This window comes from Burkholderia sp. AU19243 (genome assembly GCF_018148075.1).
GTDB lineage: Bacteria > Pseudomonadota > Gammaproteobacteria > Burkholderiales > Burkholderiaceae > Burkholderia > Burkholderia latens_A.
The window spans coordinates 279675-299642 of sequence record NZ_JAGSTV010000005.1; the positions used below are offsets into that span (position 1 = coordinate 279675).

Below are 19968 nucleotides of genomic sequence, written 5' to 3' on the forward strand. Positions count from 1 at the left end.
TGATGGACGTACGCAACTATTCCACTGCCGCGCCGCTAACCCCGCCGCGCGAATCGCGCTTCGCGATTGCGCTGCCCGCGAATGCCACGAACTGGATCGCGGTGTGGCGGCGCAACTATCTCGTGTGGCGCAAGCTCGCGCTTGCGTCGATGTTTGGCAATCTCGCCGATCCGATGATCTATCTGTTCGGGCTGGGATTCGGGCTCGGCCTGATGCTCGGCCACGTCGACGGCGTGTCGTATATCGCATTTCTCGCGGCCGGCACGGTCGGGTCGAGCGTGATGATGTCCGCGAGCTTCGAATCGATGTATTCGGGCTTCTCGCGGATGCACGTGCAGCGGACCTGGGAGGCGATCATGCATACGCCGCTCGCGCTCGGCGACATCGTGCTCGGAGAAATCGTCTGGGGTGCGAGCAAGGCGCTGTTGTCGGGCGTCGCGATCATGCTGGTTGCCGGCCTGCTCGGCTATGCGCGGTTTCCGTCGATGCTCGCGGCCCTGCCCGTGATCGCGCTGGCCGGCCTCGCGTTCGCGAGCACCGCAATGATCGTCACCGCGCTCGCACCGTCCTACGACTTCTTCATGTTCTATCAGACGCTCGTGCTGACGCCGATGCTGCTGCTGTCAGGCGTATTCTTTCCGATCGCGCAGTTGCCGCCGATCGCACAGCACGCGGCGCACGTGCTGCCGCTCGCGAACGCGGTCGAATTGATCCGGCCCGCGATGCTCGGCCGGCCGGCGGCCGACGTCGGCATGCACCTCGCGGTTCTCGCAGGCTATGCGGTTGGCGGTTTCGTGGTGTCCGCGTGGCTGTTCCGGCGGCGAATGATGCGCTGACAGCCGGCGCGCGTTGCGCCGGCTCGATACGAAGCAATCGTGACGACGTTATTCGTCGTCATCGCTCCACGGGATCTCCACGTCGGTCAGGAACGCGACGGTCGCGAGCGGCCCGCCTTCGTGGCGGCCGAGTTTGCCGTCCGCGCGATGCCATTCGACGCGAAACTGCGTACCCGGGTCGTCTGCGACCAGATAAACCGCGCGCAGTTCTTCCGGATCGGCTTCATCGACCGGGCCGTCGAACGACACCAGCATCTTCTGCGGCCACAGGCCGTTTACCGGATCGTAAATGCGGTCGCCTTGCGGAATGTCGATGCTCGCCTCGACGCCGATCGTGGCCGACGCTTCGATGATCATCGTGCCGAGCGCGTTCAGCACGGCAGTCGCCCGCGCGGAATTGGCCTGGCGGATCGCGAGATCGCCGCGCGTCAGCGCCTTTTCGAGTCGAGGATGAATCTTCGGTTGGGTCATGCGTTTTCCTGTTTGCTTCTTGTAAAGGGCGCCGCACGCTCGAAGCGGCGGTGCCGGATGAATACGACGGTCGCACGGCAGGCGCAAGCGGCGTGGCGGGCGGCGGCTGTCATGCCGGCTCGTTTGCGGCCAGCCGCGTCTGTCGTGCCTGGCTGCCCGACCGGCGATGCGAACCCGGATGCGTCCGACCGCATCGCCCCGCTCGCGTGCCCGTCGCGCGCGGCCGTCAGAACCCGAACGCGATCGCAAGCAGCCCGCTCGCGATCCCGAATACGACGACGAGGCCCGTCACGATCGCCAGCATGTAAGGCTTGAACGAGCGCGCGAGCATCGCGAGCGACGGCACGCTGATCGGCGGCAGCGTCAGCAGCAGCGCAGCAGCCGGGCCGACGCCCATGCCGAGCGACAGCATGGCGTGGATGATCGGCACCTCGCCGGCCGTCGGGATCACGAACAACGTGCCCGCGACCGCGAATGCGATGATCCAGCCGAGATGGTTGCCGATGTCCGGGCCGATGTGCGGAAACAGCCACGCGCGCGCCGCGCCCAGCAGCAGCACGAGCACGATGTACTCGGGCACGAGCCGCACGGCCATCCGCGCAAGCAGCTTGACCCAGCGCACGAACGGGTTGCCCGCGGCAGCCTGTTCGGCCGCCAGCGCCGCGAGCTGTGCATCGTCGATGCTGCGGTCCTCGGGGCGGGCGATCCGGTTCAGCAGATAGCCGATCCCGAACACCATCGCGATGCCGAGCACGAGCCGCAACACGCTCCAGTGCCAGCCGAGCACGAAACCCATGAACACCAGCGCTGCCGGATTCAACACCGTGTTGCCGAGCCAGAACGCGACCGCGCCGCCGGGCGACGCGTGCCGCGCGCGCAATCCCGCGACGACCGGCGCCGCGCAGCACGTGCACATCATGCCCGGCAGCGACAGCAGGCCGCCCGCCGCGACGCTGCCGAAACCGCTGCGACCCAGCACGCGCGCGACCCAGTGCGCGGGCAGCAGCGCCTGCACCGCCGAGCCGAGAAGCAGGCCGAGTACCATCGCCTGCCAGATCGCCTTGCCGTATGCCCATGCATAGTCGAGCGCCGCCTTCAGCGACGGTTCGGGCGCGCTTGCCGACGTGCCCATCAGGATCGACTGACCGATCGAGTGGTGCTCGGCGGCAACGAACGCCTTGTTGTAGTACGGGAACCATTTCACGTAGAAAAGCCCCGCGACCGCGATCAGCAGGAAGGTCATCCAGCCGAGTGCCGGACTGGGTTGAGTGCGTGTGGTCGTCATCGTGTGGTGGTCGGTTGGTTTTTGTCGGTATCGGATCCGGCATGCGCGCCCGCGGCGGGCAGCGCCGGCAGCCCGGCCTGCTCCAGTGCGTCGAGCAGCGCGCGCGCCTGCTGCCGCCCGTCGGCCGCACTCGGCCGGAACGCGAACGTGAGCACGCGGTTCGGGTTGCCGTACGACGAACGGTTGGTGCGTGCGTACGCGGGATCGTAATGCTTGTCGATCAGCGTGCGAAACAGTTCGGCGCGCGCGTTCGCGTCGATCATCGCGTTCCAGCGCGCGACCTCTTCCCGGCTGTGCAGGCCGATCAGCCGGTCAAGCTGCGCCTTGAACGCGGCCGGCTCGTCGAACAGGTTCGCGTAATCGTCGAGCAGGAATGCGATGCGCTCGTCATGCGCGGCCTCGACCTGCACCCACGGCCCCGCGCGAAACGCGTCCAGCAGCGCGAGCGGCAACTGGATAAGCCCGATCTTGCGGCTTTCCGATTCGACGAATACCGGCCACGCGGGGTCGAAACGTTCGAGCGTCTTCACGAGACCCGAGTCGAACGACTTCTGCGTAGGCTGCGGCACGCCCGGCAGTGCGCCGAGCAGCGAGCCGCGATGGCACGCGAGCGCCTCGAGATCGAGCGTCTGCGCGCCTTCGTCGCGCAGCGCGTTCAACAGTCGCGTCTTGCCGCATCCCGTATGGCCGACGAGCGCGATGTAGCGAAAACGCGTCGGCAGCGTGTCGAGCGTCGCGCATACCGCGCGCCGGTACGCCTTGTAGCCGCCCTCGAGCTGGCGCGCCTGCCAGCCGATCAGGTTGAACCAGGTAGTCATCGAGCCGGAACGCTTCCCGCCGCGCCAGCAGTAGATCAGCGGCCGCCAGTTGCGCGGGCGGTCGGCAAACGTGGTGTCGAGATGGCGCGCGATGTTGCGCGCGACCATCGCAGCGCCGACGCGCGTCGCTTCGTACGGCGACACCTGCCGGTACATCGTGCCGACGATCACGCGCTCCTCGTTGCTGAGGACGGGCGCGTTCAGCGCGCCGGGAATGTGGTCCTCGGCGAACTCGAGCGGCGTACGCACGTCGATGATCTCGTCGAACTCGCCGGCGCGATCGAGGGTGACAATCAGGTTCTTCAATTCGGCGTCGAACAGGGGCGATGCGGCTCGGCGAGCCGCACGGGCACGGAAGGCGGATTCGAGATTATCTCACGCCCGGGCGCCCCGGGCCGCGCGCGGCGACCGGCGGCGCCGACGCGGCACGCATTGCGTCGACCAGATGGTCGCGAAACGCGCGCACCGACGCGGGGAGATCGCGCCCCGCCATGGTCTGCACCTGGATGCTCCGTTCGCGCAGTTGCGGGTTCGTGACGGGCACGACGACAAATCCGTCCGCGTCGATGCGGTCGCGCACCGACAACAGGCCCGTGAACATCACCGCGCCCGTACGCTGCGCGTAGCGGTACATCACCGCGGTGTTGTTGCTCGTCAGTTCCGGCTCCAGCATCAGGCCGTCGAGCACGCACGCGATGTCGATCAGCTGACGCACCGTCGTGCCTGCCTCGGGCAGCACGTGCGGGTGGCCGGCGATATCGGCAAGCGACACCGCGTCGCGCGCGGCGAGCGGGTGATCGCGGCGCACCAGCGCGAAGATCGGCGCGCGCTCCGCGTGTTCGACGCGCACGCCCTGCTCCGGTGCGAGGCTGAACGTCAGCGCGATGTCGGCATCGCCGTCGCGCACACGCCGCGTCGCGTCCGCCGGCGACACGACCCACACCGTGAAATCGACGCCCGGGTGGCGCGCCTTGAAGCTCGCGAGCGCGCCCGGCAGGAAATCGATCGCGAACCCTTCCGAGCATGCGATCTTCAGCAGGCTGCCGTGCAGCGCCTCCAGCCCGCCGATCTCCTTCATCACATGCTCGGCTTCCAGCAGACTGCGCTGCGCGAAGCCCAGCAGCCGTTCGCCGGCCTCGGACAGCGCCATCCCGCGCGGGCGCCGCTCGAACAGCGGCGCGCCGAGCTCGCTTTCGAGCTTCGCGATCTGCCGACTGATCGCCGAAACAGCCACGTGCAATCGCGCGGACGCGTCGCTGATCGACCCGGTGCGCGCCACTTCGACGAAGTACCGCAGCGCAAGACCATGCAGGAAAGCCGTCATCGTGGTGTCTCCGAGGCCGTCGACCGGGCCGCTCCGCTTTGCCTTTTCGGCAACGAAAGGTTCGAAATTCGATCATTGTGACAAAAAAAACGGCTTTCTAGAATCGATCGCAACCTGGACCCTGCGCGCCGCACCGGGCTCGCAAAACGACAGAGGAGACCGTCTTGAGCCGCACCGCCGTCCTTCAGCACGCATTGAATCAGTTCGAATCGGGTGCGCTCTTCGCGACCCTGAGCCGCCGTGTCGGTCTGCGCACCGAAAGTCAGGACTGCTCCGCAGGCGCCGCGCTGCGCGCGTATCTGACCGACGAGATCGCACCGGAGGCCGCGCGCCTCGGTTTTACGTCGCGCATCGTCGACAACCCCGTCGACGGCGGCGGCCCGTTTCTGCTGGCGTCCCGCCACGAGGACGACGCGCTGCCGACCGTGCTGATCTACGGCCACGGCGACGTCGTGCGCGGCTACGACGCGCAATGGCGCGCGCCGCTGTCGCCGTGGACGCTGACCGTCGACGGCGATCGCTGGTACGGCCGCGGCAGTGCCGACAACAAAGGCCAGCACACGATCAACCTCGCCGCGCTGGCGAGCGTGCTCGCCGGCCGCGGCGGCCGGCTCGGCTTCAACGCGAAGCTGCTGATCGAGATGGGCGAGGAAACGGGTTCGCCGGGCCTCGACGCACTGTGCCGCCGGGAGCGCGATGCGCTCGCGGCCGACGTGCTGATCGCATCCGACGGCCCGCGGCTGACGGCGGAACGCCCGACCGTGTTCCTCGGCTCGCGCGGTTCGGTCAACTTCAAGCTGAGCCTGCGCGCGCGCGATGGCGCCCATCACTCCGGCAATTGGGGCGGGCTGCTGCGCAATCCGGCGACCGTGCTCGCGAACGCACTCGCAAGCCTCGTCGATGCGCGCGGCGCGATCCGGGTTGCCGGGCTGCGCCCGCCGCCGATTCCGGCCGCCGTGCGCGCCGCGCTTGCCGATCTGTCCGTCGGCGGCGGCCCGGGCGACCCCGCGATCGATGCGGACTGGGGCGAGCCGGGCCTCAGCGCCGCCGAGCGCGTGTTCGGCTGGAATGCGTTCGAGATCCTCGCGTTCAAGGCCGGCAATCCCGAGCATCCGGTCAATGCGATTCCGCCCGTCGCGTATGCGCACTGCCAGTTGCGCTTCGTCGTCGGCACCGACTGGGAAGCGCTGCAGACGCACCTGCGCGCGCATCTCGATGCACACGGTTTCGCCGACATCGAGATCGACGTCGAACGCGGCGCACCGGCAACGCGACTGCCGCCCGACGATCCGTGGGTCCGCTGGGCCGTCGCATCGATTGCACGTACGACCGGCAAGAAGCCGGCGATCCTGCCCAATCTCGGCGGCACGCTGCCAAACGAAGTGTTCGCGGACACGCTCGGACTGCCGACGCTGTGGATTCCGCACTCGTATCCGGCGTGCTCGCAGCACGCGCCCGACGAGCATCTGCTCGCGAGCGTCGTACGCGAGGGGCTGCAGATGATGGCCGGCCTCTTCTGGGATCTCGGCGACGCACCGCCGTCCGCACGCCGCGCGGCGCCGGCCGTGGCCAGCACCGTCCTTTAACGCGTTCGCTCCTTTCTCGGGATCTGCTCATACGATGAATACGACTACCCTGACGTCGCAGGACGCCGCCCGCCCGAGCGCCGCGAAGATCCGGCGCATCATCTTCGCCGCGTCGATCGGCAACGCGCTCGAATGGTTCGATCTGATCGTCTACGGTTTTTTTGCGGTGACGATCGCCAAACTGTTCTTTCCGGCGACGAGCGAAGCGACATCGCTGTTGCTCACGCTCGGCACGTTCGGCCTGTCCTACCTGATCCGGCCGATCGGCGGCTTCGTGCTTGGCGCATACGCGGACCGCGCGGGCCGCAAGGCGTCGTTGCTGCTGTCGATCGCGATGATGATGGCCGGCACGCTGCTGATCGCCCTGATGCCGACCTACGCGTCGATCGGCGTGCTGGCGCCGCTCGGGATCATGCTGTCGCGGCTGATGCAGGGCTTCTCGGCCGGCGGCGAATTCGCGAGCTCGACCGCGTTCCTCGTCGAACACGCGCCGCAGCGGCGGGGCTTCATGTCGAGCTGGCAGTTCGCGAGCCAAGGGCTCGCGACGCTGCTCGCATCGGGCTTCGGTGCGCTGCTGACCGCAACGCTGAGCACCGTGCAACTCGAAAGCTGGGGCTGGCGCGTGCCGTTCCTGTTCGGGCTCGCGATTGGACCGGTCGGGCTCTATATCCGCCGCTACGTCGACGAAGGCATCGAATTCAAGACGCAAGCACGCTCCGCGGCCCCCGTGCGCGAACTGTTCGCCGACCAGAAAATGCGCGTGCTGCTGGCGATCGGCGTGCTCGTGATCTCGACCGCAATCAACTACATGGTGCTGTACATGCCGACGTACGCGATCAAGCAGCTCGGGCTGCCGGCGTCGACGGGCTTCGCGGCGACGCTCGCGACCGGCTTCGTGCTGACGCTGGTCACGCCGCTCGTCGGCCATCTGTCGGATCGCACGGGCCGGATTCGCGTGATGGCGGCCGCTGCCGTGCTGATGCTCGCGACCGTGTGGCCGACGTTCGCGTGGCTCACGCATCACGCATCGTTCGCGACGATGCTCGCCGCGCTGATCTGGATCGGCCTGCTGAAGGCGACGTACTGCGGCGCGCTGCCGGCGCTGATGGCCGAGCTGTTTCCGGCGCAGACGCGCGCGACCGGGCTCGCGGTCAGCTACAACACGGGCGTCACATTGTTCGGCGGCTTCGCGCCGTTCGTCATCACCTGGCTAATCAGCGCGACGGGCAATCGGCTGTCGCCGGCGCTTTACCTGATCGGCTGCGCGGTGCTGAGTCTTGCGGCGCTGCTGGTTGCGCGCACGCGGCTCGGGATGCGGTAACGGCACTTCTGCGCGCGGCGCATCCGCCTATTCATGTACCGCCGGTTTGCGACCGCGAAAGCCGCGAGCGCGCTGGGATGCGCGCGCTGCACGGCCCGCCGCCGCACTCGCGCCGCGCGGGCCGCTCGTCGTCTTACGGTGCCGGATTCGGCTGCAACTCGTGCAATGCGTCGATCTCGGCAAGGATCTCGTCGGACAGTTTCACGTCGATGCTGCCGATGTTCTCCTTCAGCTGCTCGAGCGACGTCGCGCCGATCAGGTTGCTGCGCACGAACGGCCGGCTGTTGACGAACGCAAGCGCGAGCTGCGCGGGCGACAGCCCATGACGTTTTGCGAGCGCGACGTAACGCGACGTCGCTGCGACGGCCTGTGGCTTGCTGTAGCGCTGAAAACGTTCGAACAGCGTGATGCGCGCCCCGGCCGGACGCGCGCCATTCTCGTATTTGCCGCTTAGCCAGCCGAACGCGAGCGGTGAATACGCGAGCAGGCCGATACCGTCACGGTGCGTGAATTCGGACAGACCATTTTCGAACGTGCGATTGAGCAGGCTGTACGGATTCTGGATGCTCGCGATGCGCGGCAGCCCGAGCTTCTCGGCCGCGCGCAGGAACTGCGCGACGCCCCACGGCGTTTCGTTCGACACGCCGATCGCGCGAATCTTGCCGGCCTTCACGAACTCCGCGAGCACGCCGAGCGTTTCCTCGATCGGCACCGTGTACGCATCGTCGACCCACGGATACGCGGGCCGGCCGAACGTCGTCGTGCTGCGATCGGGCCAGTGCAGCTGGTACAGGTCGACATAGTCGGTTTGAAGGCGCTTGAGGCTGCCGTCGAGCGCCTCGGTCAGGTTCTTTCGATCGAACTGATTGCCTTCGCCGCGAATATGGCGCGGATTGTGCGGCTGCCGCGCCGGACCCGCGATTTTCGTCGCGAGCACGATCCGGTCGCGCTGCGCGCGATGCCGAGCAAGCCACGTGCCTATGTACTGCTCCGTGCGGCCCTGGGTATCGGGCTTCGGCGGCACCGGGTACATTTCCGCGGCATCGATCAGCGTGACGCCCTGCCCGAGCGCGTAATCGATCTGCTCGTGCGCGTCGCGCTCCGAATTCTGCTCGCCCCACGTCATCGTGCCGAGACCGATCAGGCTGACTTCGATGCCCGAATCGCCGAGTGTGCGGTATTCCATGCTGTTCCTGTGGCGTCAGTGGAAAGCAGGAAAGCTATCACATTGACGCGAGCGCTTCAGACAGGCGGTGCGCGCGCTTACAGGCGGCCTTCGATACGCTGGCGGCACTCTGGATGCGCATGAAGGCCGCGTCCCGTTGACCGTCCGCTGCGTTGCCCACTGCAACAGCGTGCAACAGCTCACCCGTGCCCGCGCCGTTACTGCGGCCGTTGAATGAAGCAGGTCGCCGATGCATGCGCGACGATCTTGTCGTCCGGCGTCTTCAACGTCCCTTCCGCGACGCCCAGCGAACGCGACAGGTGAATCACGCGTCCTTCCGCGATCAGATCGACGTCGCGCGGCACGGGGCGCAGCATCTTCACGTGGAGATCGACCGTGCCATAGCCGACGCCCGCATCGAGCATCGAATGCACCGCACAGCCGGTGACCGAATCGAGCACTGTCGCCGCGAACCCGCCGTGCACACCGCCGAGCGGATTCAGGTGCCGCCCGTCCGCGCGCGCGGACATCTTCACGTAACCGAGCTCCACACCGAGCGGCCGCATCGGGATCGTCTCCGAAATCGACGCGAGCGGCACGTCGCCCGCAGCCGCCGCACGCAGCAGTTCGAGACCGGACAGGGAAAGCGGATTCATCGGGTTGTCTCCTGGTTGAACGCGCGTCGGCGCGCTAGTAAGTTCCGAATTGGAACGAATTATTGACAACCGCGCACGGCTTGTCAACGCAACCCGCAGCGATGGCAATCGAGCACGGGTTCTATAATCGAACCCGCTCCTTTACTGAACCGCCGCACGAGACTCGATCATGAAATGGGATGACATCGGCACGCTGAACTGTTCGGTCGCGCGCACGCTCGCCGTGCTCGGCGATCGCTGGACCATGCTGATCCTGCGCAACGCATTTCTCGGCTGCCGCCGCTTCGATGCGTTCCAGACGCAGCTCGGGCTTACGCGCCACGTCCTGGCCGAGCGGCTGGCGCGACTCGTCGACGAAGGCGTGCTGGTCAAGCGCGCGTATCAGGAACGCCCGCCGCGCTTCGAATACCGGTTGACGGAAAAAGGTCTCGACCTCTACCCGGCCCTGCTGGCGCTGATGACATGGGGCGATCACTGGAAGGACGACGGCAAGGGGCCGCCGATGCAATTGCGCCATCGCAATTGCGGGCAGTTGATGCATGCGGTCGCGGTGTGCTCGGCGTGCGGCGAACCGCTCGATGCGCACGACGTGCAGCCGGAACCCGGGCCCGGCTGGATTGCATGCGAGACTGGGGGGCCGCGCGATACCTGATGTTCGATGCTGCTGGCGTGCCGCACGTCGATCACCGCCATCGGCCCGCATGCGCGCGTACACGCGCCGCATAGGTTCGAGCATGCCGGCGCCCTCGAGTTGATGCGCCCCACTCGCAGTGTCGGTCGTTCACCCTTACCGCAGCGCGCTAACCGTTGCGATTGCGTGCACGCAAGCCGCCATGCCGCGGCAATCTACACGAGCGCGCATGCGCACGCATTCGCCGCCGAACCCGGGCACCGGCCCGACCATCCGGCCAATGCAAACGAGAGGCGACACGACGCGCCACGCCACGTCGCGCATGCCGCCTGCGCGACTGTGCATCTCGTTCCCACGAAGGCGTGGCTGCGCCGCCGTGTCTGCGTTACACTCACGGCCCGCTGTCTCGAAATCATTCGCTGTCCAAGATGTTGACGCGCCAACGCCTCGCCGCTGCCTGCCTCGCCGCCTCCCTGCTCGCCACACCGTTCGCCGCCTTCGGCAAAACGCATAACGAATCGCTGTTGCAACAGGCGATCGATTTCATCGCGCAGCTGCTGCCGGCTCCGACCCACGAAGCGCCGGCCACGCAGGTCGTCGAATCGGCGTTCTCGCCCGACGGGGGCGCCGAGGCGCTCGTGCTGAAGGCAATCGGCGCCGCGCGCAGTTCGATTCGCGTCGCCGCCTACTCGTTCACGTCGCCGCCCGTCACGCGCGCACTGCTGGCCGCGAAGCGGCGCGGCGTGAATGTTGCAGTCGTCGTCGACGACAAGGGCAATCGCGCGAAGAGCAGCAAACAGGCACTGAACCTGCTCGTCAATGCGGGCATTCCGACACGCACGATCGATGCCTATGCGATCCATCACGACAAGTATCTCGTGATCGACGCCGAACACGTCGAGACGGGCTCGTTCAACTACAGCGCGTCGGCCGCAAGCCGCAATTCCGAAAACGTCGTCGTGGTGTGGAACAACCCGCAGCTCGCGTCGCGCTACCTCACGCATTGGCAGAGCCGCTTCGACCAGGGCACGCCGTACCGGTCGTCCTATTAACGTACCGCACGCACGCGACCGCCAGCCGGGTGCGTCACGCGGGCGCTCGCCGTTGCCCGCCTTCGCTGCGTGATGTCGTCAATGATCGGCGCACCTCGGCCGCCAATCAATCTGGCCGAATGGCCGGCGCGCCGAGCGTGGCATTGCCGCAGCGAGCTGGATCAGTGGATGCCTGGCGATCGCTCGGAGATTTGCGCGGACGCGACGCAGCTGCGCGCATGCGCGTCGCTTACGGCAGGCTTCGGTCCGTCATGCGCGGCGCCCGGCAACGCCCCGAGTACGCATTCCGTGCTGAAATTCAGCGTGTTCTGGACCATTGGGTACAGCAAGTACAACGCAAACGCGAGATAACCCGCGTACAGAAGACGAACCATGGTGCGATAGGTGAACGATTGATCTCGTCCTGTTTACGGCATCGTCGTGCACGCCTTGAGACGTCAAACAAAAAAATCATGCCTGCGTCATGCATGATGTGCCGGTCGCAGACCATGGCGGCGGCGCTCAGAATCCGCGATACTGTCCCATACGCACTCGATGGCGGCGACAGCAGCGGCGTGAAGACACCCCGCGCGTGCGCAGCCCCGAGCGACACACGATCGATGTCCGGCCTTGTGGCTGGACCAGAGACAAAAGCCCATGCAGATTGCTGCCAAACCGGCCGATGAGGCGGCCCGGCTCGAGACGCTTCATTCGCTATCGATCCTCGACACACCGCCGGAAGAACGGTTCGACCGGCTCACGCGTCTCGCGCGCCGACTGTTCAACGTCCCGATTGCGCTCGTGAGCCTCGTCGACGAGAATCGCCAGTGGTTCAAGAGCCATCCCGGACTCGACGCCGCGCAGACGTCCCGCGACGTCTCGTTCTGCGCGCATGCGCTGCTCGCGAGCGATACGATGGTGATCCAGGATGCGCGCAACGACGATCGTTTTCACGACAACCCGCTCGTCACCGGCCAGCCCGGCATTCGCTTCTATGCGGGCCGGCCGCTTGCAGCGCCGAACGGCGCGCCGGTCGGCACACTGTGCCTGATCGACACGCAGCCGCGCGAGTTCTCCGCGGACGAACGCGCACTGCTTGGCGATCTCGCGCACATGACCGAACGCGAGATCGCGGCACTGCATCTGGCAACCACGGACGAGCTGACGCAACTGACGAACCGGCGCGGCTTCGAGATCCTCGCGCGCCACGTGCTGAGCCTGTGCGAGCGTGTGGGCCGGCACGCGGTATTGCTGTTCTTCGACCTGAACGGCTTCAAGGCGATCAATGACCGGTTCGGCCACGCGGAGGGCGACCGCGCGCTCAAGACATTCGCGGACACGCTGACCGCCGCCCTGCGCGACAGCGACGTGATCGCCCGGCTCGGCGGCGACGAATTCGTCGTGCTGCTGAGCGCCACCGAGGCGGCTGACGTCAGCGAGCCGATCGCGCGCGTCGCCGAGGCGCTCGATCGGCGCAACGCCGCCGACGCACGCGGTTATGCGATCCGGTTCAGTGTCGGCCATGTCGCGTACGATCCCGCGCGGCATCGCACGGTGGCCGACCTGCTCGAATCAGCCGATCGCCGGATGTATGAGGACAAGCAGCGCGGCAAGGCCGACGGCGCGTAGGTGCGACGAGTCGTGCACGCGCACACGCCACCGTGGGCGCTTGCCGCACAGTGCCGGTCGCCCGCCGCCGGTCGCCCTCAATCCGGTTGACCGGGCCCGCTCAGCTCCCGCACGGCGGCGCGCTCGCCATCGCTTCCGCGATCTGTTCCGGCGTCAGGTCGCGCTGATGGGTCGCGATCGACCATCGATGGCCGAACGGATCCTCGATCTGTCCATAGCGGTCTCCCCAGAACATGTCCGCGGCCGGCATCCGGACCGTCGCGCCCGCCGCGACGGCCTGTGCGATCGCCGCATCCGTATCCGGCACGAACAGGTGCAGGCAGACCGGCGTACCTTTCAGCGTTTTCGGACCGAGCGCGCCGTGCTCGGGCATTTCATCCACGAGCATCAACGTCGCATCTCCGATTGCGAGGCATGCGTGTGCGAGCTTGCCGTCGGGCGTCGGCAGGCGAAACCGTTCGGTCGCGTTGAACGCGCGTTTGTAGAACTCGATCGCGGCGGCGGCGCCGGCGCAGATCAGGTGCGGCGTCAGCGTGCGCATCCCTTCCGGGATCGGCTTGACGGTGGTGGCCATGGGTGTCGCTCCTTCAGTCGGTTGTCGTGTCGAAAAACGGGCGGACGCACGATGCGTACGCCCCCGACGCTACGACGAACGGGATCGACGCAAATCGACACGCGTGCCGATATTTTTTTCGTTCTCGAAGGCGCGATCTGGCCCGAAGCATCCTCGATGCGGCGAACCGATCCGGGTGACTGACGGGTTCATCGAGCACGCCGAGCTGTCCGCGACATGTTCCGCGCGACACGGCAGACGCCTGGCAAACGAGCCGTTACCACGGGCCGGCAGGACTACCGGTCATGCGCGACGCCCGCCAATGTATGCGCGTGCGGATCGACATGGCAGCTGGAAACCGTCCGCAGACATGCTTCGCCCGGCGCATCGGCGGCCTCGTCAATTGCATGCGTTGGCCGTACCGTCGGACGTGCACTGATGGACACTCCAGTGACTCTGCCCCGTAAGGTGCGGAGCGAAAGCGATCCCGCGAATGGGCGCCGCTGGTGACGCCGGAACCGCTGTCGATGCGGTCTCGGGCGACGGGTGCACGGGTTCGGTCTGGCAGGCGGCGAGCATCAGACAAGGAGCGGCCGCCAACGACACGATGAGGGATCGGCACATGGCTTCGTCCTCGCTAGGAAGATAGCTGCTTGAGCGATTCGCGGGCGCTCGCGCCCCTCTCCGCTCAGATCTGCGGAAGATCGCGCAACGTGCGCGACTCGTTGGTTGCGTCGATGTCCAGTTCGATGCCTTCCGACGCGTCGCGATACAGCACGCGCTTGAGCCTCGGGCCGACCGCCATTCCGTCCGTTTCGTCGAACACGGCACGAACTTCGCTGCCGCACGCAAGCGCGCGCGCCACTTCCGCGACCGTCGCCTCGCTCGGCGTCGCGGCCCAAGACCGGTCCGCCGGATTGACGGCCGCCCAGCGAACGTGCGTGACGCGCGCGCTGAGCACATCGATTCGGACACCATTCACCGCGAACATCGACATCGGTCTCTCCTCCGAAAAGGTGGCGGCCGGCAACGGCCGGACGACGAAGCCAAACGGCGGCGTGTCGGCAACACGAATTCGATCGGCACCGGCCGTTGCCCGACGCGTGACGAGCGCTTCGGCCAACCTGATTTTCGATGATACATTGGGACGCTTTGCAACCGTCAACAGACAATCGTGCACGGGAGAAACACATGACCGACGCCTGGGGAACCTTCCCGGCCAGAATGGGCGACCATCAGGCTTTCATCAGCTTCAATCACGGCTTCGCGGAGATCGCGGAAACCGACCCGCGCACGTCGCTGCTCAGCGTGCGCGTCGCGCTTGCCGATCCGACGCCCGAGGGCCTGCCGAGCAGCGACGAGTTCGCCGGTCTCACACAGATCGAGGATCTGCTGGACGCGGCCGTGACCGCGAAAAACGGCGTGCAGGTCGGCCGCATCACAGTCGACGGCAACCAGGATTTCCTTTTCTATGTGCCGTTCGACGAGGAAGCAGCGGCCGAAATCGTCGACTCGCTGGCCGAACGGACGACCTACGCGCTTCAGTACGCCTACCAGGACGATCCGGACAAGGAAACTTACTGGCGTACGCTCTACCCGACCGACGACGACTGGCAACTGATGCGCGACATGCGCGTGCTGGAAGCGCTGCGCCAGAAAGGCGACGTGAGCGACGTGAGCCGGCGCGTGATGCATTGGGCGTACTTCGCGGAACCGAGCGATGCGCATCAATTCGCGGACTGGGCCGAGTCGAAAGGTTATCTCGTCGAGTCGGTCGCCCCCACCGAGGATGGCAAATCGGCCGTACGATTCGCGCACGAAGGCACGACGGCGCTCGCCGATATTACCCGCCATACGCTGCAGATCAATGCCGAGGCACGCGCGCTCGGCGGCGAATACGACGGCTGGGAAACCAGCATCGAGCAGGCAGGTTGATCAGGCCGACGCGCGTGCGCCGCACGGAATTCGGCTTGACGGATTCAGTACAAAAAACATCCCGGCAGCGCGACGGCACGCCGCCGGGATCAAGGCGTCGCCGGCCACAGCCGGCGACGGGCCCAAGCAAGCGCTCAGGCACGAGGAAAGCGATTCATGCGGATCAGGCGAACGGATGCCGCGGCGCGAGACGCCGTGTGCCGAACGCCTGTCCCGTTCCGCCGGCGCGGCCTGCATGCGTCGGACGGGCAAAAAGCCCCGCTCCTGCGCGAGCGAGCGGGGAAACGGTTGACCGGGCCGGGGTAGAACGGTCAACCGGTAAGATTGTGACCTCGGCCCGTGCAACGGTATGTGCGGCAACTCACCCTTGCGGCGGGAAAACGTCCGCATGCGACGCGACGCGCGCATCGCGACATCGTCGGCGCGGCACACCGGCGAGCAGCGCAGCGGTCGCGACTCTCTCCGGCGATAAATCGATCGACGGGCCGTTCATATCGGGCGGTTTCGGACGGCGTCGCGGCAGTGGAGATTGCGCATTCCAGCGTCCGGATTTTTCGATTTATACAGGCGATTTTTAATCGTGCGCCGCTCTCCGGCATGTCGTATTCCTTCGCCGAGCGCCGTCATTCCGCCGTTCTCGTATTCGTGATTTTCTATCGGTTTTTTTGGCGAAGCGACGTTTCGCGATTGACATCGCCCGCTTGACGGAGAGGCGAGTCCGACGCTATGCCGGACCGTCCGTGAACCATTCGGCAATCATGTCGATCCAGCCGAGATCGCTGGCAATTTCGACGCCGACGTCGCTAATGACTTCCGCGACGGAAGAATCAGTCTCGACTGCGCTAACCGCGCCGATTTCAGCACGGCGCGTGACACCGCCGATCGCCGCCGCGGGTGACGCCGTCATGTCCGGGGGCGTTGCACCGCGTGTGGTCCCCAGCTGGTCGAGCCACTCGACGATATTCGCGCGCGCATCTTCCGGGTGCGCGAAATCGTTGCGCTTCAAGAACCGGTCGAGCAGCGTCCATGCGAACGTCTTGCCTCGCCCGACGGAATCGAGTTGCCAGTCGACCACGGCGACCCGCCCCGTTTCGCGCGTCGCGAGTGTCGCCGTGAAACGGTAATCGAGATAGTCGATCTTTAGTTCCGATGACATGATTTTCGCTGGTCAATAATCCGCACTCGGTTCTCGCAAGCGTTGCAATTGACGGCTTCACGTGTTGCGTGAACCTTCTGTGAATCCGTCGCCGCCCGTCATTCCGACAGAAGGTATCGCGATATTCTCACAGTCTGACGACGTCGCTTGAAAATGCCGGCCGCCTGCGTTTTGCGATCGTCTCCATGCAGCGCTTCCCGGCAGACGGTCTCGCCACATCTGGCCGGCGTTTCGGCCGCCTCGCGAGCGCGGCGCCGCTGCTACACTCGCGCCGCAAAGACCGCTTCCCCACTCAAGGAAACAATGACACTCGTTCGGGCACAACATCACGGCGTCGATGTATGGATCGTGCAGCTTCCGGGACACGCCACCTATGCGTACACGCACCTGAAGCGGATATTCGCATCCGACGATTCGCGCCACCGCGTCGTGACCGTCGACCTGACGAAGCTGTTGGTTTGCGCCGACCGCGACACGACCGACTATGTGCTGCCGTCGGTCCAGTACTGGGCGCCCGGCAAAGCCGCCGGCATTCGCGACTTTCTCGACCCTGCCAAAGCGAGGATTCCGGACATGCCGTTCATCACGTTTCGCGAGACGAGAACGCGGACGCTGCTCGGCATCCCGGGCCTGTCGAAGGTCGGCGTCGCGTCGTTCCGCAACGGCCAGCATCGCGCGCGCTATCTCGCATATGCGGGGGCGACGAGTGTGCCGGTCGAAGTGCATGAAACGGAAGCGGATTTGCTCGTCAGGTATTGCGGGGAGTAACGGACACATCGCCTCGCTTTTTGTGGAATGTGCTGCGCCGCGCGTGACGTTCCAGTGGGCTCAGACGCACCGAGCATGAGGTTCGTAATTCATTTGCTGCGGTCCGCGGCGTGTCGCGCGCATTGCACGCGCGCGTTGTCGCGTGGCTGTCCTCTGATTCGTTCGCGGTGCGCGCCGACAAAAAATGTCCCGACGCGTTCCGGGTCGTCGGGACCGAACGAGCCTGCAAAACTGCGGGCACGAGGAAGTCACCACATTACCCAATGCACGCATGTTAAGCATCGGCTGCTGACGCCAAGCCTCTGGCCTATTCCGCCAAATTCTCGCGATGCGTGCCGCGAAACGGGGGCGCCGCTTTGTTGCGCCGACGCGCCAGCGGACGGGAGGCTGCCGCGCGGCGCGAGTGAATGACGACGATCGTCGCTCGGGCACAGTATCGAAACTGCGACGAGCGGCTCGTGCAATACGGATGGATTGATCGTGGGCGGAACGCCGCGGGAGTGACGGGGGGGGATCCGCGGGACAGTCTCGCTCCGTGTAGAATCCCCCCGAAATCGAGACCCCCACCCGCAATGACTACACAACCGCGAGCATCAAAATTTGAATTTGTGGACGGACTTCGCGGCGTCGCTGCCCTGCAAGTCGTCCTTCTTCACTACGGCTCAGCGTTCTTGCCAGTATTTACGCGCGCCGGCTTGCCGGAACATTTCTCGTGGGAAAAGGCCGCGTCAAGCTCCCCGCTTTTTGTTGCAGTCCAAGGATATGTGGCAGTCTACATATTCTTCATTATGAGCGGATTCGTGCTTGCCAGCTCTTTTCTAAACTCGCCCTCTTCGATCCCAACACAAGTACTCAAACGATCCCTGCGGCTCTATCTTCCAGTCGCAGCATCGCTGATTATCGCCGCACTTCTAAAACTATTTTTTCACAATGCGGAGGCGCACGCAGGCGCAATTTCAGGATCAACTTGGCTAGCCGCATTATGGAGAGAAGATCTCAGCCCTGTTATGTTCGCGAAGGAACTGGTCGCGAATTCGATGCTTCTTGGATACGGCCCATTCTCTATCTTCTCGCATATTGAATTCCTTACATCCTCGCAAATACTGACCCCGCTAATCAATTCGACGAACCCTCCTCTCTGGACTCTTCATCTTGAGTTCTGGGGGTCGATCGTGGTACTGGCGGCGGCATTCATCGTTCGGTCATTTCCGAAAATCGTCGCGCGAGTCGCCATACTGGTGATATTCGTGACCGCAGGCACGAGTTTCTTGTCCCTATTCATGCTCGGCTTCGTTGTCTACCAGGTAGTGCATACGGGCAATCTTAGAGCCTCTCTGCTCAACTCGGCAGTTGGACTGACCATGCTGGCGGGAGGGATCTTGTTGGCATTTATCCCACTGGAGCATCAATTTCAACAAATATTAGATGTCACAAACCGGGCGCCGGTTATGCGGGCAATTAACGCATTCCAACTTGAATGCCAAGTCAGTGCGGTTTTTATTTTTCTCGGCGTACTTTTCTGCAAGGGCGCGCGCGACCTCCTGTCCTCGCGCATCCCTCAATGGCTGGGGAAAATTTCGTTCAGTCTTTACCTGACACACTTCGCCATCCTGCTCACATTGGGATGCGCTGTGTTCTCATGGGCCCAGCCATTTGGCTATATGACAGCTGTCATCGCATCGACCTCGATTGGACTGACAGCCTCGCTTCTTATTGCGGTCCCTTTTTACAAATACGTCGATCGCACTTCGATCCGTATTTCGAGGCGGGTGGCTCAATACCGACACCACGGCTCCCCTGTCAATCGCCAATCGATGGAGCGGTAAACAGCTTTCCGTTCACGGCCAGGAGCGCCGTAGCTCCGCTCGTCGCATTGAAGATTGCGTAAATGCCGACGACACCGCCGCTCGGCGCCGTGCCGGTATCCATGCCGCCCGCGCCGTTCGCCGCGAGACTTATCGTCTTGTTGAAACCCGCAACCACACGGGTTTTTCCACCTCGGTGCGGTACCGACATTGTCCGGTCTCCGGTCAGTGCGGCAGTCGCGGACGCACTCGGAATGTTCGTCGTCCGGTTCCGAACGGAAGCGACTACCGCGGCCGACTGCGCCTGAAAAGCGGTTTTCGGATTTGCGGGCAGCGTGGCGGTCGTCCCATCGTCGATCGCGTCCTCCCCGTCAGGTCAGCGATGCATTACGCCAGTACGGCCGCGATGATCGTACTCCGGCGCCCCGCCGTGTTGAGTTGCTGCGACCGCGCGGTACCGCTTTGGAAGCCAGTGAGCAGCCCAACGAGCGCGTCGTAATCGGCCAGCCTCATCACGTTCGCGTTGGCTGCACCCGCGAACACTTTGAAGTTATTGTTCGCCCTCTGTGTATTGTTCGCCCTCTGTGCTCCGAGCAATAGAAAAGCCGCCCGCAGGCGGCTCATGGCGATAAGCGCGTTGGGTGTTTTAGGCTAGTACGGCCGACGCCCCGGTATCGAATCCAGCGATGTATTGATCGCTAACGTCAAAACCGAATAGGGACACGGTGTCGACGCGGGTCACGATCGCGTAGTTCACCCGCACGCCCTCGCGTTTCAGCGGAATGTAGCCGCCGGCGAGCAGCGCGAGGAAGACGGCCGAAGGAACCTTGCCTACGATCCCGACCGTCATCGACATGTCCTGGTGGTCCTCGATGAACACATGCGTGTCCGCGCCGAAAATGATGCTCCGGGTCACAGCGCTCGACTCAAGCGTGTCGTCCCAATGGTTCGGGCCGATCTTCGCGTGGGCGACGAGCCGATACGTGTCGTCCTCCAAC

The 19968-nt window shown here is 65.1% G+C and carries 23 protein-coding genes; 9 read left to right on the forward strand and 14 right to left on the reverse strand.

The genetic code is table 11. The annotated features are described in order from the left end of the window. Nucleotides 1-2: 2 nt before the first annotated feature. A complete protein-coding gene (locus KDW55_RS12520) occupies nt 3-836 on the forward strand; it encodes an ABC transporter permease (protein ID WP_209825298.1) in 834 nt (277 codons plus the stop codon). Nucleotides 837-884: 48 nt separating this feature from the next. On the opposite strand, the gene KDW55_RS12525 is transcribed toward KDW55_RS12520, so the two are convergent. The 4 genes from KDW55_RS12525 to KDW55_RS12540 all read right to left on the reverse strand — a co-directional run bounded on the left by KDW55_RS12525 (nt 885) and on the right by KDW55_RS12540 (nt 4734). Next, nucleotides 885-1307: a hypothetical protein gene (locus KDW55_RS12525; protein WP_040144131.1), complete on the reverse strand. Its 423-nt coding sequence runs from the start codon at nt 1305-1307 to the stop codon at nt 885-887. A 226-nt stretch (nt 1308-1533) separates the two neighbouring features. After that, entirely contained in the window at nt 1534-2592 is a 1059-nt protein-coding gene (locus KDW55_RS12530) for a permease (protein ID WP_212160649.1), read from the reverse strand. Beyond that, nucleotides 2589-3716, reverse strand: coding sequence for a tRNA 2-selenouridine(34) synthase MnmH (mnmH, locus tag KDW55_RS12535; protein WP_069241366.1), 1128 nt, complete (start codon nt 3714-3716; stop codon nt 2589-2591). The genes KDW55_RS12530 and mnmH overlap by 4 nt, the downstream gene beginning before the upstream one ends. Before the next feature lie 64 nt (nt 3717-3780). Beyond that, the gene (locus KDW55_RS12540) at nt 3781-4734 is read right to left on the reverse strand and encodes a LysR substrate-binding domain-containing protein (RefSeq protein WP_069241365.1); all 954 of its coding nucleotides are present in this window, start codon (nt 4732-4734) and stop codon (nt 3781-3783) included. Nucleotides 4735-4898: 164 nt separating this feature from the next. On the opposite strand from KDW55_RS12540, the gene KDW55_RS12545 reads away from it, so the two are divergent. Together KDW55_RS12545 and KDW55_RS12550 are read left to right on the forward strand one after the other, a co-directional pair. Further along, the gene (locus KDW55_RS12545; RefSeq protein WP_212160650.1) at nt 4899-6320 is read left to right on the forward strand and encodes a M20 family metallopeptidase; all 1422 of its coding nucleotides are present in this window, start codon (nt 4899-4901) and stop codon (nt 6318-6320) included. 34 nt (nt 6321-6354) lie between these two features. Beyond that, a complete protein-coding gene (locus KDW55_RS12550) occupies nt 6355-7641 on the forward strand; it encodes an MFS transporter (RefSeq protein ID WP_212160652.1) in 1287 nt (428 codons plus the stop codon). Between the two features lie 133 nt (nt 7642-7774). On the opposite strand, the gene KDW55_RS12555 is transcribed toward KDW55_RS12550, so the two are convergent. Together KDW55_RS12555 and KDW55_RS12560 are read right to left on the reverse strand one after the other, a co-directional pair. Then, a complete protein-coding gene (locus tag KDW55_RS12555) occupies nt 7775-8827 on the reverse strand; it encodes an NADP(H)-dependent aldo-keto reductase (RefSeq protein ID WP_040144125.1) in 1053 nt (350 codons plus the stop codon). 197 nt (nt 8828-9024) lie between these two features. Beyond that, a complete protein-coding gene (locus tag KDW55_RS12560; protein ID WP_040144124.1) occupies nt 9025-9462 on the reverse strand; it encodes a PaaI family thioesterase in 438 nt (145 codons plus the stop codon). A gap of 169 nt (nt 9463-9631) precedes the next feature. Here KDW55_RS12560 and KDW55_RS12565 point away from each other — a divergent pair, with 169 nt between their 5' ends. Continuing rightward, on the forward strand, nt 9632-10114 hold the full coding sequence (locus KDW55_RS12565) for a helix-turn-helix domain-containing protein (protein ID WP_212160653.1): 483 nt from the start codon (nt 9632-9634) through the stop codon (nt 10112-10114). A gap of 407 nt (nt 10115-10521) precedes the next feature. Continuing rightward, on the forward strand, nt 10522-11145 hold the full coding sequence (locus tag KDW55_RS12570; RefSeq protein ID WP_069241361.1) for a phospholipase D family protein: 624 nt from the start codon (nt 10522-10524) through the stop codon (nt 11143-11145). Between the two features lie 161 nt (nt 11146-11306). Here the strand turns inward: KDW55_RS12570 and KDW55_RS29425 are convergent, their stop codons facing one another. Next, nucleotides 11307-11519 (reverse strand): hypothetical protein, encoded by a 213-nt coding sequence (locus KDW55_RS29425; protein WP_059544199.1) that lies wholly within the window; start codon nt 11517-11519, stop codon nt 11307-11309. Nucleotides 11520-11781: 262 nt separating this feature from the next. Between KDW55_RS29425 and KDW55_RS12575 the strand changes: the two genes are divergently transcribed. Continuing rightward, nucleotides 11782-12753, forward strand: coding sequence for a sensor domain-containing diguanylate cyclase (locus tag KDW55_RS12575; protein ID WP_040144119.1), 972 nt, complete (start codon nt 11782-11784; stop codon nt 12751-12753). 100 nt (nt 12754-12853) lie between these two features. Here KDW55_RS12575 and KDW55_RS12580 read toward each other — a convergent pair whose 3' ends face one another. From KDW55_RS12580 to KDW55_RS12585, 3 genes are all read right to left on the reverse strand, one after another. Beyond that, nucleotides 12854-13327: a VOC family protein gene (locus tag KDW55_RS12580; protein WP_040144118.1), complete on the reverse strand. Its 474-nt coding sequence runs from the start codon at nt 13325-13327 to the stop codon at nt 12854-12856. 378 nt (nt 13328-13705) lie between these two features. Continuing rightward, nucleotides 13706-13930, reverse strand: a complete 225-nt coding sequence (locus tag KDW55_RS29755; protein WP_080294580.1) for a hypothetical protein — start codon at nt 13928-13930, stop codon at nt 13706-13708. 64 nt (nt 13931-13994) lie between these two features. Then, nucleotides 13995-14303, reverse strand: a complete 309-nt coding sequence (locus KDW55_RS12585; RefSeq protein ID WP_212160654.1) for a phosphatidylserine/phosphatidylglycerophosphate/cardiolipin synthase — start codon at nt 14301-14303, stop codon at nt 13995-13997. Nucleotides 14304-14497: 194 nt separating this feature from the next. Here KDW55_RS12585 and KDW55_RS12590 point away from each other — a divergent pair, with 194 nt between their 5' ends. Next, on the forward strand, nt 14498-15241 hold the full coding sequence (locus KDW55_RS12590) for a DUF695 domain-containing protein (RefSeq protein WP_212160655.1): 744 nt from the start codon (nt 14498-14500) through the stop codon (nt 15239-15241). Between the two features lie 724 nt (nt 15242-15965). Here KDW55_RS12590 and KDW55_RS12595 read toward each other — a convergent pair. Further along, nucleotides 15966-16397, reverse strand: coding sequence for a hypothetical protein (locus tag KDW55_RS12595; protein WP_069241359.1), 432 nt, complete (start codon nt 16395-16397; stop codon nt 15966-15968). A 303-nt stretch (nt 16398-16700) separates the two neighbouring features. Between KDW55_RS12595 and KDW55_RS12600 the strand changes: the two genes are divergently transcribed. Both KDW55_RS12600 and KDW55_RS12605 read left to right on the forward strand, forming a co-directional pair. Beyond that, complete coding sequence (locus tag KDW55_RS12600; protein ID WP_040144114.1) at nt 16701-17165, forward strand: hypothetical protein; 465 nt, start codon at nt 16701-16703, stop codon at nt 17163-17165. 572 nt (nt 17166-17737) lie between these two features. Next, nucleotides 17738-18991 (forward strand): acyltransferase, encoded by a 1254-nt coding sequence (locus tag KDW55_RS12605; protein WP_212160656.1) that lies wholly within the window; start codon nt 17738-17740, stop codon nt 18989-18991. Here KDW55_RS12605 and KDW55_RS12610 read toward each other — a convergent pair. From KDW55_RS12610 to KDW55_RS12620, 3 genes are all read right to left on the reverse strand, one after another. Further along, nucleotides 18966-19181 (reverse strand): hypothetical protein, encoded by a 216-nt coding sequence (locus tag KDW55_RS12610; protein WP_212160658.1) that lies wholly within the window; start codon nt 19179-19181, stop codon nt 18966-18968. The genes KDW55_RS12605 and KDW55_RS12610 overlap by 26 nt on opposite strands. A 176-nt stretch (nt 19182-19357) precedes the next feature. Continuing rightward, nucleotides 19358-19594, reverse strand: a complete 237-nt coding sequence (locus KDW55_RS12615; protein WP_212160659.1) for a hypothetical protein — start codon at nt 19592-19594, stop codon at nt 19358-19360. Nucleotides 19595-19616: 22 nt separating this feature from the next. Beyond that, nucleotides 19617-19967, reverse strand: a complete 351-nt coding sequence (locus KDW55_RS12620; protein ID WP_249173930.1) for a DUF2612 domain-containing protein — start codon at nt 19965-19967, stop codon at nt 19617-19619. Nucleotide 19968 lies beyond the last annotated feature (1 nt).